7 protein-coding genes are annotated in these 15891 nt (G+C 47.6%); 3 read left to right on the top strand and 4 right to left on the bottom strand.

Features of this window, described 5'->3' with window-relative positions; all coding sequences use genetic code 11:
- Positions 1-636 precede the first annotated feature (636 nt).
- The gene (locus tag HBHAL_RS16740; protein ID WP_014644672.1) at positions 637-2847 is read left to right on the top strand and encodes a 5'-nucleotidase C-terminal domain-containing protein; all 2211 of its coding nucleotides are present in this window, start codon (positions 637-639) and stop codon (positions 2845-2847) included.
- 141 nt (positions 2848-2988) lie between these two features.
- Here the strand turns inward: HBHAL_RS16740 and HBHAL_RS16735 are convergent, their stop codons facing one another.
- Together HBHAL_RS16735 and HBHAL_RS16730 are read right to left on the bottom strand one after the other, a co-directional pair.
- On the bottom strand, positions 2989-3234 hold the full coding sequence (locus tag HBHAL_RS16735) for a DUF3006 domain-containing protein (protein ID WP_014644671.1): 246 nt from the start codon (positions 3232-3234) through the stop codon (positions 2989-2991).
- A gap of 12 nt (positions 3235-3246) precedes the next feature.
- The gene (locus tag HBHAL_RS16730; protein WP_014644670.1) at positions 3247-4863 is read right to left on the bottom strand and encodes an S-layer homology domain-containing protein; all 1617 of its coding nucleotides are present in this window, start codon (positions 4861-4863) and stop codon (positions 3247-3249) included.
- A 302-nt stretch (positions 4864-5165) separates the two neighbouring features.
- Between HBHAL_RS16730 and HBHAL_RS20460 the strand changes: the two genes are divergently transcribed.
- Positions 5166-7730, top strand: a complete 2565-nt coding sequence (locus HBHAL_RS20460; protein ID WP_158512386.1) for a S8 family serine peptidase — start codon at positions 5166-5168, stop codon at positions 7728-7730.
- Between the two features lie 154 nt (positions 7731-7884).
- Here the strand turns inward: HBHAL_RS20460 and HBHAL_RS16720 are convergent, their stop codons facing one another.
- Both HBHAL_RS16720 and secA2 read right to left on the bottom strand, forming a co-directional pair.
- Positions 7885-8781, bottom strand: a complete 897-nt coding sequence (locus HBHAL_RS16720) for an accessory Sec system S-layer assembly protein (RefSeq protein WP_014644668.1) — start codon at positions 8779-8781, stop codon at positions 7885-7887.
- A complete protein-coding gene (gene secA2 / locus HBHAL_RS16715; RefSeq protein ID WP_014644667.1) occupies positions 8774-11143 on the bottom strand; it encodes an accessory Sec system translocase SecA2 in 2370 nt (789 codons plus the stop codon). Before secA2 ends, HBHAL_RS16720 begins: the two co-directional genes overlap by 8 nt.
- 293 nt (positions 11144-11436) lie before the next feature.
- Between secA2 and HBHAL_RS16710 the strand changes: the two genes are divergently transcribed.
- Positions 11437-15792, top strand: a complete 4356-nt coding sequence (locus HBHAL_RS16710; protein WP_223254297.1) for a S8 family serine peptidase — start codon at positions 11437-11439, stop codon at positions 15790-15792.
- Positions 15793-15891: the final 99 nt, after the last annotated feature.

The raw sequence follows: 15891 nt of genomic DNA, 5'->3' as shown, positions 1-15891 counted from the left end.
CCATTTCCCCACCAACCCATCGTTTTCTTGTGAACGGACCCTGCTAATAGGAGAAACGGGGAAACTAAAATTGTCTAAAATGCTTCTATAACGGGCTTTACCCTTTGGACAGACTCGGAATTTAACGTAGGCCGTTCTTCCTCAGATGGAGTATATACGTAAAGGATTTCGAGCGCTCCATGATCGCAAAGGGGCGGAAGGGAACGGTGAAGACTCCTGTGGGATGAACATGATCGGTGAGATCCCGGAAGGCGTAGCCTGAGGAAGCTCACCACATGCCCACGGAAAGCGAGCCCTTCCCTGGAGCCCCTTTTCCATCCAATATCTCGAAGCTGAGTATTCAACTAACCTGCCCTATTGCGTAATAAGCCTATTATGAGAAATCAACAGCTCCACTTCCCTAATAATCTTGGAGAGATAATATTTATAATCTTAAAAAATAACAATCTTTCTTGAGTTCCGGTAAAAAAATTGTAAAATTTTAAGATTTTAGAGGAATTTTATGGACAATCGTGTAAGATTTATAGTGTAGGCTTTTTATAAAATGGAGGAGGAAAGTAGAGTACATACATCCTATTTGCCACGGTCATAAAATAGAAAGCCAGATTCATAAATTGAAGGAGGAATTTTATAAAAATGAAAAAGCTACATAGCAAGTTTGTTGTATCTTCCATGGGAGCCGCTCTAGTGGCGTCCGCTCTAACTCCAGCTGTCAGTATTTCCGCAGAAGAAACATTCCCGGATGTTCAGGAAGACCACCCTTATTACGAAGTCATTCACCAGTTGGCAGAGGCCGGCGTTGTAAAGGGGTATGAAGATGGGACATTCCGTTTAGGTAACTCCGTTACGCGTGCGGAAGCTTCTCTCATGCTTGCCAAAATTCTTGATCTGAATTTGAATGCCGATCCTGCTCCTTATCCAGACGTTGATCAGGACCACTGGTATGCGGATGCGGTCAATGCCCTTCACGAATCTGGTATTATTCACGGGATGGACGATGGCACCTTTGCTCCGCAAGCAAAAATGTCCCGCGCTGAATTTGCTCAGATTATTATGGAAGCCTATGAAATCGAACCTGTAGATGCCGGCCATCCATTTGAGGATGTTGAGGAAGGCGATTGGTACGAAACAGCGATTGAAACGCTTTATGCCAATGGTTTAATTGTAGGACAGGATGAAAACCATTTCGGTTCCGATGCTGATGTGAAGCGCGGAGATTTTGCCTGGCTTCTAGCGAATACAGACTATGAATTCGGTTCAAAACTGCCGAAGCCATCGGATTTCGATCTTTCGCTTATGCACACCAACGACACGCATGGTCACTTAGATGATGTAGCGAAACGCGTTACTGCCGTTGAAGAAGTACGCGCTGAAAATCCGGATGCACTGCTGCTGGATGCAGGAGACGTGTTCTCTGGTACGCTCTATTTTAATGAGTTTAAAGGCCAGGCGGATCTGGAATTTATGAACATGATGGACTATGATGCGATGACTTTCGGCAACCACGAGTTCGATCTTGGTTCCTCCACGGAAGGCCACCAGGCCCTTGCTGAGTTTGTAGAAGGAGCTGAATTCCCGTTTGTCAGCTCGAATGTTAATTTTTCTCAAGATGAGAATATGAAAGGGCTGTATAACAGCTACATCAGTAAGTATCCACGAAATGGTGAGATCTACAACAGCCTTGTGAAAGAGATTGACGGGGAAGAAGTCGGAATCTTCGGTTTAACAACTGCGGAAACAGCGGACATTTCAAGCCCTGAAGATATTACATTTGATAACTACATTCAAACGGCGGAAGAGCGTGTAAGAGCTCTGGAAGCTTTAGGTGTAGACAAAGTAATCGCGCTTACGCACCTTGGTTTCAATGACAATCCTGCTTATGACAATGATCAGCTGCTGGCTGAAGTGGAAGGCATCGATATTATTGTCGGCGGACACAGCCACACCAGCTTAGATGAAGCTGTAGAAGTAACGACGGATGAAAACGGCGATCCGAAAGATCCGACGATTATCGTACAAGCTGGTCAGTACGGAGGAAACCTGGGGACGCTGGATGTTGAATTTGATGAAGACGGTGTGGTAACGGATTACTCTAGCGATCTGATTGATGTTTCTGAGAAAGAAGCAGATCCAGAAGCGGCAGAAGCCCTGAAGAAATACTCAGATGACATAGAAGATCTTAAGAACGAAGAAAGTGGAGGAGTAGCAGCCGAAGCATTCCCGAATCCGCGTCTGGGTGACGGCGGAACGGTAAGTGTCCGTAACAGCGAGACGGCACTAGGCGATCTGATTGCGGATGGAATGCTTGATAAAGCGAAGGAATACAACGAAGATGTTGTAGCGGCCTTCCAAAACAGCGGCGGGATCCGTACTTCCATTGACAAGGGGCCAATTACGCTTGGTGAAATTCTAACCGTGATGCCTTTTGGTAATACACTAGCTACGATGGAATTAACAGGAGCAGAAATTAAGACAGCTCTTGAGCGCAGTGTAGGTCAGGTACCAGAAGAAAACGGCGGATTCCTGCAAGTATCCGGATTGAACTTCACGTATGACAGCTCGAAAAATACTGGCAATCGCGTACAGGAAGTGAAAGTAAATCAGGACGGTTCCTGGGAGACATTGAACGATGGTGATATGTACACGATCGCAACCAACGCCTTCACAGCTAAAGGCGGCGATGGCTACGACGTATTTGCTCAGGCGTATGATGATGGCGACGTAACAGATCTGGGTCTTTCCGACTGGGAAGTATTCAGAGACTACGTAGCTGAACAAGGCACGGTCACACCTACTACCGAAAATCGTATCGTAGATGAGAACAATGACGATAACGACAGTGACTGATCATAAGGAAATAGAATAAACCAAAAACCCGTAACGATCACAGCAAGCGATCGTTACGGGTTTTTCTTGTTGGGTATTGTTATAAACTTCCACCTCAGGTCATCCAGATTCTGGATGACCTGAGGTGGAAGGATTTACCGGTTATTTCTTTTTGTTTTTTTTCTTTAGTTTTTCTAATTTTTCTTTGGCTTGTTTGCGGCGTTCGGCTGTTTCCTGTTCAAGCACTTGATAGTCCTTGCCATGCCCGAGATCGGCGGGTTCTACTAGATCTCCTTCTTTGGCGTGAGAAGGCATTCGTTCGATAGGAATCAGTTTCTCGTTAAATTCGTTTCCTTTTTCTAAGAGCACGGCTTTCCCGTTTTCAAAACGATCGATGGTATAACGCATAGATCATTCACCTCAAAGTGTAATTTGCGGCTTGATTTCTTCAAGCGTAGCTTCTCCGATATAACTCACGTTGAGCAGCTCTTCATAGGTTTGGAAATCACCGTACGTTTCACGATAGTCGATGATATTCCCGGCAATAGTTGTACCGATGCCGCTAACCTCCTGCAGCTCCTCATAGCTTGCTGTATTCACGTTAATTAATCCAGGGTTTTCCCCATCATTATCGCCATTATCCTGTTCGGCTATACAAGGATCGCTGCCATCGAAGATCGAAGCACTTACGTCATAGTTGTTTCCAGTGGAGGTGATCGTAATGTCTCCTTCGTCACACGTGGAGTAAAGATCAACGTCCGCCTCCCACAAACGGTTCACCACTTCAGAGTCCGGATGGCCGTAAGAGTTCTCTCCATAGGATAAGATACCCACTTCAGGCTGTACTTCATCCACAAATTCATCCGAAGTGGACGTTGAAGCACCATGGTGCCCCACTTTCAATATTTCAGCTTCTACATTGTAAGCAGGGAGCATTTCTTCCTCATTCTCAACGGTAGCGTCGCCGGTTAATAAGAAATCAACTTCTCCGTGAGTGACCTTTAACACAATCGAGGATTCGTTGTTATCACTGGAAGACTCTTTGCTGTTCATCACTTTCATACTCATGTCTTCATAGGATAGGACTTCGCCTTCGTAAGCTGTATCAAAAGGAATATCTTTCTCGTCGATCAAGTCCAGATAGTCCATGTACGTATCCGTTGTATGTTCCTTGCCGCTATCGAGCACTTGCTTAACGTCCATCGTTTCCAGCACATCGATCAAACCGCCGATGTGATCAGCGTCCGGGTGAGTAGCAACCATTAAATCAATTGTGTCGATTCCGGCAGAGGCTAAGTAATCCACCACTTCTTCTCCCGCTGATTTACGTCCGCCATCGATCAGAATTGTTTGGCCGGATGGCGTTTCAAGAAGGGTGCTGTCCCCTTGGCCGACATCGATGAAGTGAACGGTCATATCATCGAGAGGACGAAGGTTTTTGTTCACGGTATAGGATAGAACGACCGAAAATTCAGCACGGTTTATGGATTGATCAGGGCGGAACGTGCCGTCTGTATAACCATTAATGATGCCCTGAGACGCCAGGTCTTTAATAGCACCGGTCGACCAGTTATCACCAAGATCTGAGAAAAAGACATTTTCCCCATAATTTCGTTTTACGTTATAAGCACGATCTATTAAAAAGGCAGCTTCATTCCGCTTAATATAAGCGTCTGGTTTGTACGTTCCATCCGGGTAGCCGGACACTAACCCTTTTTGTGCCGCTACAGCGATTGCATTATAGTAAATACTGTCGCTGCTTAAATCATGAAATCCGGGGTCTTCCTGAGCTTCAGCATTCGGGTACAAGTCGTTGACGAGCATCATCGCGGCCTGTGCACGAGTGATCGGATCCCGGGGACCGAAGTATCCGTTCCCGTACCCATTAATAATCCCTTCATTACTTAAATACGTAATTTCTTCTTTCGCCCACGGCGTTTGATCCAGGTCGCGGAAAGCATCTTCCGCCTGTGCGGGCTGCGTCGTTAAAGCTGTAACCAAAAGGAAAGCAGCTAGAAACGTCATCCAATTTCTCATTAGGCGTACCTCCTAGTTGTTTAGTCTTACCATACTAGGAATCTAGTCTATTGAAAAGGGTTTGTAACAAAACTGCCAAATATACCCACCTCAGGTCTCCCAGTTCCTGGGAGACCTGAGGTGGAAGGAGGTGGAAATTGGCAGGTGCGGGGTAATTCGTTGTGGTTTCTTCTGGGACTATATTCTTTATTATCCCTTTAATGTTACAATCAGGTTACGAATATTGATAGATTAGTAGGAGGTATTATATGAAGAAACGCACCAGGTATTCCATTACATCGGTGATGATCAGCCTGACCCTTGTGGCCCCGACGCTCACAGGTATAGCTCCATCATCTTCGGTCCAGGCAGAAGAAAGAATGAAGCAGATTCCTGTAGAGGAGATCACGAAAAAAGAAGCACAGACTTCCAAACCGGAAGAGGGATCTTCTTTCAAAAAGGACGACAGACCCGTCAAACAAGTACATAAGAAAGAGAGCTCCAAAAAATCCAAGCAAGTCGAAGAGGTTGATCTGAAAGATGTACATAACCGCGGCATCTTAATTCAAGTGAAGGAGTCCTCATCGTTTTCACCACAAAAGTATGAAGTAAACGAAGAGCCTCTATCCGAAGCGCTCAAGCGGCATAACTTCCTCCTGCTTGAAGTAGAGGAAGGCGCGGATTATCACCATGTGCTGCAGCAATTAAACGAAGACCCGGCCGTACTTACAGCCGACCCGGACTACATAAGTGAATCATCCTACGTTCCTTCTGATCCCAAGTATTCAGGACAGTATCAGTACGATGACATGAACATGGAAAAGGCCTGGAATGTGACGCGAGGTTCTTCCGATACCACCGTTGCGGTGCTGGATACCGGCGTCTACAAGGATCATGAAGACCTTCAGGGTGTCGTCCTGCCAGGTTATGATTTTGTGAATAATGACTCAAATCCGAATGACAATCACGGTCATGGCACGCATATCGCCGGATTGATCGCGGCGAATTTCAATGACCGGGGAATTGCAGGCCTTGCTCCGGATACGAAAATTCTTCCCGTCAAAGTAGGGAACGATGAAGCGAGGTTCAGTGATTCTGACGTGTTATCCGGCATTTACTACGCGATCGATCAGGGAGTGGACGTCATTAACATGAGCTTTGGAGCTTATCATAAGTCCGCTGCCGAAGAACGCGCGCTATGGAAAGCCTATAATGAAGGGATCGTTCTTGTTGCTGCAGCGTCCAATGATGGAATCCGGGATGCCGCTTATCCAGCTTCCTATTATCCGGTCATCAGTGTAGCAGCCACGGAGCGCTCCGGTTACCCGGCTGCGTTTTCCAATTACGGGACCTGGATTGATTTAGCAGCCCCCGGCGTTTTTCTGACCAGCACGTCTTATCTGGGCGGCTACACCAGTATGAGCGGGACATCCTTCTCAGCTCCGCTCGTCTCCGGACTTGCCGCTATGATAAAAGGGGAGAACCCCGGCTGGAATCCGGCTGAAATCGAATGGGCCATGGAAAAACATGTCGAAACCCCCAACGGAAGCAGATGGGAGGAAGAGTATGGATACGGCATTCCCGATGGGTATGAAGTCATCACCTCAGCAGCCGTCGATTTAAACGATGATGTCAGCGACAAACGAGAAAGCTCCTTCCACTTGGAAAAAGGCCAGCGGAAGCGGGAAAATCTCGACACGCCGAACGACTCCGACTGGTATGATTTCCGCGTGGATCATCCCACCACGGTGAGCGTCGATGTAACCAGCCGATCGGACAATGAAGATCTCGTCGTCGCCGTCTACAACCGTTATGGTGAACGCCAGGTTTTTGATGGGGAGTGGAAAGGAAGCGGCGAATCGTTCACCTTTGAAGCAAGCCCCGGCATGTACAAGGTGATGGTGTATGAATACTACAACCACTGGTCCGATGAACCGTACGTCATGGAAGTCAATTGGCCGGACCATCCGAACAAAGACGAAGTCGTTTATGAACAGGAGCCGAATGAGAAGGTCTCGTCCGCCACCCAACTCTCCTATGATCAGGCAGCAGTCGGCACGTTTGACCTGAACGATCTGGATTACTATCAAGTGGATTTCCCTTATTCAGGGAGCGTCGATGTGACTCTTGCTTCTGGCGCGGACGCCTCTCACATCGATCCGGAGTTGACAGTCACAGCTTATGATCAGGAAGGAAATAGGCAGACGTTAGAAGCGGCGGCGATTCAGCAATTCGAGCAGGACGGCGTAACCTATCATACCGCCACCATCGAAGGGATCACGCGCGGCCCTCATTATCTGATGGTTGAGAACGGGACCGGAGAAGCCGACCGCAACGAAAACTATGTTTTAAGTATGGAATATAACGAAAAAACGTTCCCGGATGTTACGGGCACGTGGGCCGAACCTTATGTCAGCTACCTGTCCAGGGAAAACCTGATGACGGGGTATCCGGACGGCACCTTTGGTTTCCACGATGCGATTACCCGTGCGGGAGCGGCTACGATGATTGCCCGCGAACTGGACCTTCCTCTCAAGGAAGCGGACTTTCCTGATGTGCCCAGCCGTCACTGGGGATCAGAATATATTGGAGCGCTTGCCGAGGCTGGAATACTGTCGGGTTATGAAGACGGCACATTCCACCCGAACAGCACATTGACGCGAGCGGAGATGGCAACACTTGTTGTGCGCGCCTACGATTTAACCGGGGAGAGTGCCAGCAGCTTCCCGGATGTAAAAGCGGGTTCCTGGGCCGCCTCTTATATTGATACACTCACAGCAAATGACGTGATTACAGGCTTTCCGGACGGTACCTATCGTCCTAATCAAGCGATTAAGCGTTCCGAGTTTGCCGTCATCATGGCAAAACTCCTGAGTGACGAACTATAAGACCATAGCCAAAAGACCCGGTCCGCGATAGACCGGGTCTTTCTTATGCTTTCTATTCCTGAAAATCCTCCGCCGTTATTATCCCTCAGCCAGTGCTGGTACTCATCATACACAGCAGAAGCCCTGTCATCCCAAAGGACAACAGGGCTTCTCATTAGTGAATTGGATAAGCTTTCCACCGGGACAAATCAATTGTTTCGCTCAGAACCATCGACTCCGGAAAAACAAATGTCCACGGCTTACTCGTATTGCCTTTCACTTCCACATGCTGCAGCTTAAATGCTCCTTGAGCTACAACGTCACCTGTTGCATCTTTCACCTGAAGCGGCAGATGGGGCAGATTGATCGAACGGTCGCTGCCGTTTCGAATCAATAGCGCAACATGAAGCGCGCCTTCTTTCTGTTCAGCTTTTAAACTGACAAAATTAATCTCGCCGGGCTTTGGCGGCTCCAGATCCTCCACATATCGTTCCAAACGCTCCGCATCACCAGATGGAAGGGACTGCTCAAGACTTTCTTCTAAATCAAGCGTGTGCTTGCGGTGCTTCTGATTCGGTTCAATGACCAGCTTCCAGCCGTGCACAGGCGGATTGGCGTCGGACGTGACCCGGTGCTGCTGTTCAAACGTAAACGTCCACGGGCGGCTGGATCTTGCCGGAATCGTCCCGACTTTCTTCAGATCAAACCATTTTCTCGCCACGGGAAACCCCTGCTGATCAAGCAGGAGGATCGTCATCGTCTTTAAGGTAATGCTCCGCGATAAGGAATTTCTCACAAACGCTTCAACCACAAGTGTCCCGTTCGTCTGCTTCAAGTCAACGCCGTGAATGCTGAACTGATTCGGTTTAAGCGGCGGCAAATCCTGGTTCCAGAAGCGGTACACGTACTCATCTTCCTGCTCAAGCTGCCAGTCCGGGTGATAGGAAAGCTCCGGATACACAGCTTCCTCTTCTGAAGATTCGCCGGACAGACCGAGTTCATGGGCATTGACCGCATGTTCGTCATAGGCCGCATCGGAATGGTGCTTTTTATGATTTCGAAAATTAAACATGGGGGAATTCCTCCTTGGATTTCTCTAACGGCTCCAGCACCTCAGCCATCCAGAGGACCATTTCCTGCCGCATGGCTGCAAACGTCTGGGTAAACAGTTCAAATCCGTCCTCCTGATAGAGCCGGACCGGATCTTCCTGCTGGTACTGCCGGATGCCGACGCCTTCTTTCAGGCGGTTCATCCTGTCCAGGTGACGGATCCAGTGCCGGTCGAGGACGCTCAGCGCACCCTGGGCCACCTTGTGCTGCACAGCCGGCCGGCCTTTCCATTTCTGAATCTGCCCCTGATAACGCTCAACCAGCGCATGAAGGTCGGAGAGAACCTCCTCCTGGTCTTCATAATTGCCCCGAGCAAGTTGACTATCTATTCCCGGAACAGCATGTTTTAAATCCTTCTTGAGCTTCTTTACATCCCATTCTTCAGACGCTTCTGCTTCCGGACAGTGCGTTTGCGCGAGTTCGTGAACGTAATCCAGGACCATAGGCGCGAGGATTCCAATTGGGTCTTCGCTTTGAAGGATCTGGTTGCGCAGCCTGTACACCACGGTGCGCTGATCGTGGATTACGTCATCCAGCTTCAGAATAGATGCCCGGATGTTCGCCTGGCTGCCTTCGCTGATTTTTTGAACCGTATCCATAAAAGGATCAATCTGTTTGTGCAAAATTAAACCTTCTTCGTTCGTTTTCGGGTGTTTCCATTTACGATCCCGTTCGGTCTGTCCGAAGCGCTCGACGATCTCATCTTCTAAGGAAATCAGGAAGCGTGAGGAGCCGGGATCACCTTGCCGGCCAGCGCGTCCCTTCAGCTGATTGTCTATGCGGCGTGATTCATGGCGTTCCGTTCCGATTACATGCAGACCGCCGCGTGCGGCCGCGCCTTCGCCAAGAACAATATCCGTCCCGCGTCCGGCCATGTTGGTGGCAATCGTCACCTGACGGACCTGTCCGGCGAGCGAAATCAAGCGCGCTTCCTGCTCCACACTTTTCGCATTCAGAAGCTCATGCGTAATCCCGGCTTCCTGAAGCAAGTTGGATAGGTATTCCGACTGCAAAATGGAAGAGGTGCCGATCAGGATCGGCTGTCCCGACGCGTGTACCGTTTCCACCTCGCGGACAATCGCGCGGTACTTATCCGTCTGCGTCACGTACACCTGGTCTGGATGATCTTCACGGATTACAGGTTCATTCGTCGGAACCGGCCAGACATTCATGCCGTACACACTTTGAAATTCAGCTTCCTCGGTTTTCGCCGTGCCGGTCATGCCTGCAAGCCTCGGGTACATGCGGAAGAAGTTTTGTACGGTAATCGACGCCTGGGGCTTATTCTCTTCCGTGATCGCAAGCCCTTCCTTCGCTTCCAGTGCCTGATGAAGGCCGTCGGAGAGCGTGCGTCCTTCCATCAGCCGTCCGGTGAACGTGTCAATCAGCTTAATCTGCTGCTCCTCGACCACATAATCCTGATCTCTATGAAAAAGAACCCGGGCCCGGACTGCCTGCATCATGTAGTGATAGAGCGTCTGATGCTCGAGGTCAAACAAATTCTCAATATCAAACGCGCGTTCGATTTTATGTATCCCCTGATCGGTAAAATGGACCGCCTTCGTTTCCGGATCCAGCTCATAATCCGTATCCTTTTGAAACGTACGCATCACAAGAGCGCCCAGCTTATGAAGATTCGCGTGGGCTTCCATTTTGCCGGCAATAAGCATCGGGGTCTTCGCTTCGTCGATCAGCACGCTGTCAATCTCATCAATCATCGCGACATGATAGGGGCGCTGCACCTGGTGCTTTTGATCCCGTGTCAGATGATCCCGAAGATAGTCGAACCCGAAGGCGGTTCCTGTCCCGTAGGTCAGATCGGCCTGATAGGCTGCCAGTTTCTCAGTTTGGGAGATTTGATTCAAATTTAACCCAGTAGATATCCAGAGAAAATCATACAAAGGACTCATAAGTTCATAATCACGCTGTGCTAAATACTCATTGGCCGTAATCAAATGGACACCCTTTTCCTCTAAGGCAAATAGATAGCCGGAAAGGGCTGCCACAAGCGTCTTTCCTTCGCCGGTCGCCATCTCTGCAATGTGACCGTCGGACATGATCAGCCCCCCGAGCAGCTGGACGTCATAGGGCCGGAGTCCGAGCACGCGGCGGGCGGCTTCCCGCACGACAGCAAAGGCTTCCGCACGGATGTCATTAATAGTCCGACCCTCGCTCAAAGCTGTCTTGAATTCGCTCGTTTTCGCCCGCAGATCATCGTCCGAAAGCGCAGACATCTGGGCTTCCAATCGGTTGATAGCACGGAGTTCGTGCTCATAGGTCTTCCATTCACGCCCCCGTTTTTCAGGGAAGAGTTTCTTCATCATGGTGGATGCTCCTTGGTTAGGTTGTTATCCTTTACTTTACCATGGTAAGTCCTGTCATTTCTACACGAATTACGTTAAGTTTTGGAAACAATCTGTCGGCGTGTGGACCTAGTATGATCAGACTATGAATCTTCGTTCATTACATGATTTTTCCACTGGATAAGGACAACGTCCTACATGTTACAATTTGTAATTTTATGAATATTTGAATATACTTAGGGTTGTAAAAAAGTAGAAAGGAGGGTAATTTTAGGTTTTTTGATAGAAATAATAAGGAGGACAACCATTTGAACATGAAGAAGAGTTTGATTCTATTCTTTATTTTCCTGCTCGCTTTTTCAAACTCGGTGTTTGCTGCCAGTGGAATAACCGATAAAGCGGATGTACAGCAGCCGGAACCCGAGGCGAAACCAAAGGTACAAAAGGAAATTAAGGAAGCGGATGCAGAGAAAGAATATTCACCGAACGATGATGTTCGCGTCATTGTCGAACTGAAGAATGACCCAGCAATTGAGCAAGCGAAGTCGACAGGTAAGACCTATCAGGAATTACCTAAGGAAAAGAAAGAACAATTACAACAGCAGGCTCTACAAGAGCAGGAGAAAGTGAAACAATCCATCTCCGCTGAATCGGTGCCAATGGATTATAAGGAAAGCTTCACCACCGTCGTGAACGGGTTTAGTGGAGTGGTTAACTACAAAGCGATTAAAGTATTAGAATCTCTTCCGAATGTGGGCAAAGTACATATCAGTCATGAATATGAGCGTCCGGAAGTAATCGATCCTGAAATGTTATATAGTAAGGAGCTTGTGAACGCTCAGAAAACATGGCAGGAATACGGATATAAAGGAGAAGGGATGACGGTTGGTGTCATTGACACAGGCATTGATCCGTCTCATAGGGATATGGTGTTAAGCGAAGACACCGAAACCGAACTTAGTCAAGATGACATATCCGGATATAAAGATTCCGGAGAGCTGAAAGGGGAATACTTCACCGAGAAAGTTCCTTACGGCTACAACTATGCGGACGAAAATGATACCATTCTTGACCTTGGACCTAATGCCAGTGAACACGGCATGCACGTATCCGGTACAGTAGGTGCCAATGGCGATGAAGATAATGGCGGAATTAAAGGGGTAGCTCCAGAAGCCCAGATTCTCGGATTGAAAGTGTTTGGTAACGATCCGGAAATGCCTTCCACGTATAGTGATATCTATGTTAAAGCTATTGATGATGCGATTATGCTTGGAGCAGACGTGATCAATATGAGTCTTGGCTCTACGGCAAGCTTCGTATTACCAGAAGATCCAGAGCAGAAAGCAGTCGAAAGAGCCGTGAATAACGGTGTAATGATGGCGATTTCAGCCGGAAACTCCGATCGTTTCGGCGGCGGATTCAACAATCCGTTTGCATCGAACCCGGATACCGGTCTTGTTGGAGCTCCAGGATTATCAACAGACTCCCTGCAAGTCGCTGCTTTTGAAAATGAATACTTAATGCTGAGTGCTTTCAATACTCAAGTAGATGGGGAGCAGAAAGATCCAGTATCCTTCCTGTCTGCAAGTGAAGTAGATCCTGAAACACTTGGAGAAAATTATTACGAAGTCGTAGATGCCGGTCTTGGACGTAAGCCTGATGATTCGGATTCAAACCCGAATGCAAATGACTTTGAAGGCATTGACCTTGAAGGCAAAATTGCCCTCATCAGCCGGGGTGAATCTACATTTGTCAGCAAAACCTTAAATGCACAAGAAGAAGGAGCAGTTGCTGCCATTATCTACAATAATGTAAGTGGATATATCAGCATGGCTTCCAGTTCCGAAATCAATATTCCTCAGCTTGGTATCCTGCAATCCACAGGACAAGAGATGAAAGGATATTTAGATAACGGACAAAATCTTGAGATTGCCTTTAAAGGCGAAGAAGTAAAATCGAAAAACCCGCAAGCAGGAAGTATGGCAGGGTTCTCTTCCTGGGGTGTCACACCGAACCTTGATTTCAAACCTGAAATCACGGCACCAGGAGCAAGCATTCTTTCAACCATGCAAGATAACGATTACGGGTTGATGAGTGGAACATCCATGGCTGCGCCGCACGTAGCAGGTGGATCTGCCCTTGTGATGCAGCGAGTGGACAAAGAATTTAATTTAGACAATGCTAACCGTGTGGAAATGACGAAAAATCTTCTGATGAATACGTCAGCTCCGCAAATTGATAAAGGTCTATACAATGATGCGCTAAACCTTGGCTTCTATTATTCCCCTCGTCACCAGGGAGCGGGACTAATGGATTTACATGCTGCCATGAAGACGCCAGTCGTTGCGACTGAAAAAGACTCCGGTCTTGGTAAGGTTTCCCTGAAAGAAATGGACACGACAGAAACGTTCACAGTAGAACTTGAGAACGTAAGTGACGAGAATGCGGTCTATAATGTAGACGGTACCGTACAGACGGATCTTGTCGTCCAGAATTCAGATACCAATAACTTTGAAATCCGTGAAGAAACACAAGGAATCTTCAAAGAAGGAACGACCAGTGATGAGCAGCCATTCAAAGGGGAATACCCAATTAATATGAGTTCATCGAATGGCGCCCAGGGAGAAGATGGGTATCAGGTCGTTGTTCCAGCTAATTCTTCTGTCGAAGTAGATGTCACGATCGATCTTGAAAACACAGTCGATTGGAACTATAACGTCGCGCTTGATGAATTATTTGAAAATGGACACTTTGTAGAAGGATTCGTTAGTTTCACGGATCCGAATGACACAAATCCAGAAATTAACGTACCTTATGTCGGTTACCACGGAGAATGGGGTGAAGCGCCAGTCGTAGATGATACGATTTATGAAGGCAATTCCTTCTACAACGCTACCGGCCTACTAACTCCATCTGAGCTCGGTTACGAGTACCTGGGTGTCAGCCCTCTACTAGCAGAGGATGCAGCCTTAACAGGTGATGAGAAGAACGTCGGTTTCTCTCCAAATGGAGACGGAGCACGTGAAGAAGCTGTACCATACCTTTCTTTCTTAAGAAATGCGAAGGATGTCGAGTTCAATATCTTAGATGAAGATAAGAACGAACTTCGTACTATCCGTACCCGTGATGAATTGAGAAAAAATTATTTTGATGCAGGCGCTGCTCCGGTTGCCAACATTTATGCACCGGCTGCCTGGGATGGCAAGGTAAAAGGTGAAGTCGTAGAAGACGGTCAGTACTACTATGAAGTGAAGACTAAAGTAGACTACCCAGATGCCGAATGGCAGTCCTTTACGATTCCGGTCAAAGTGGACACAGATGCGCCTTCTCTTGAAGTGACCTACGATCAGGAGAGCGGTCAAATCAACTGGGACGCTTTTGATGAAGACACAGGACTATCTCACTTTGATGTCCTTGTAAATGGCGAACTTGTTTCGGAAGATTCTCTTGGTGCGGACGCTGATTCGTACACCGTTAAGAATCCTGACGAAGCGGACAATGTAAAAGTCGTTGCGCATGACTATGCAGGCAACACTACGTCTGACAATGTTATGGAAGAAGCGGATGATACGATTCCTGGTGTCATTGCCCTTACTCCAGAAGCCTTAAGTGTTACCAATAACAAAGAAGTCGCCGTAACAGGCTACGTGGAAGATGACTCTCAAGTGGAGAGCCTGACCATTAATGGCAAAGAAGCGAAATTGAACTGGGATAAAGAAAACCAGCGCTACAACTTCAACGAAACCATCAGCTTCAAGAAAGATGGATTCAAAGAAATTGAATTTAAAGCTGTGGACGACAGTGGCAATGACATTTCCTTCATTAGAAGGTTTATGTTAGATTCCACAAACCCTGTTCTATCTATCGATGGACCGCACACCACCGATCAAGGGGAAGCGGAACTTGATATGAATGTAAAAGATAACTTTGACGAGCTTCGTCTCTATGTCGATGGCAGCGAAGTTTACAAGAACATCTTTAAAGAACCATATGAAATGAGATCCATTGAAGAAACGATCAGCGAAACGGTAAATCTGGAAGAAGGTAAAAACACCTTCGAGATTGAACTGGTAGACTTGGCCGGAAATACAACGACCAAGCAAATCACAATCTATCAATCTGATAAAGAAGCTAAATCCTTCAACGATATTCCAGAAGATTACTGGGCAGAAGAAGTGATTCAGAAGCTGAACGTGGGCGGAGTCATCCTCGGTTATCCAAATGGTGATTTTGGAACCAATGACGACATCTCCCGTGTGAATGCCGCGAAAATGATCGTTCGTATCCTTGACCTGGACACAGACAATGTCGAAAATCCAGACTTCAATGATGTGAACGAAGGCGATTACGGCTATGCTGATATCGCAGCGATTGCAGAAAGCGGAATTATGGTTGGTTCCCCGGACGGCAACTTTAATCCGAAAGCCAGCCTGAAGCGTTCTGAAATGGCGAAAATCCTTGTCGATGCTTATGACCTGAAAGGCAGCACCGACGACGGATTCAGTGACGTGCCTCTAGATCACTGGGCGTATGATTACATCAATACGCTGGCAGCTAACAAGATTTCCATCGGTTATCCGGATGGAACGTTCAAGCTGGACCGTGACACGACTCGTGCTGAATTTGCGATGTTCCTTGCAAAAGCTGAGGATGATCGTTTCATTAAGTAAGAGAGTAAGACAAGAAGCAGCTGAGGCTTACATGAGCCTCAGTTGCTTTTATTTTTAGGATCTCTGAATCTCTTAAATGCAACAGTGAATCTTTTATAA

It is taken from the genome of Halobacillus halophilus DSM 2266 (genome assembly GCF_000284515.1).
GTDB classification, from domain to species: domain Bacteria; phylum Bacillota; class Bacilli; order Bacillales; family Halobacillaceae; genus Halobacillus; species Halobacillus halophilus.
This window is presented reverse-complemented; position numbering and strand designations above follow the sequence as displayed.

Coding starts and splice junctions, on each gene's coding strand:
- HBHAL_RS16735 (WP_014644671.1), bottom strand. CDS start 3,234: ATGCGTTATACCATCGATCGTTTTGAAAACGGGAAAGCCGTGCTCTTA.
- HBHAL_RS16740 (WP_014644672.1), top strand. CDS start 637: ATGAAAAAGCTACATAGCAAGTTTGTTGTATCTTCCATGGGAGCCGCT.
- HBHAL_RS16730 (WP_014644670.1), bottom strand. CDS start 4,863: ATGAGAAATTGGATGACGTTTCTAGCTGCTTTCCTTTTGGTTACAGCT.
- secA2 (WP_014644667.1), bottom strand. CDS start 11,143: ATGATGAAGAAACTCTTCCCTGAAAAACGGGGGCGTGAATGGAAGACC.
- HBHAL_RS16710 (WP_223254297.1), top strand. CDS start 11,437: ATGAAGAAGAGTTTGATTCTATTCTTTATTTTCCTGCTCGCTTTTTCA.
- HBHAL_RS16720 (WP_014644668.1), bottom strand. CDS start 8,781: ATGTTTAATTTTCGAAATCATAAAAAGCACCATTCCGATGCGGCCTAT.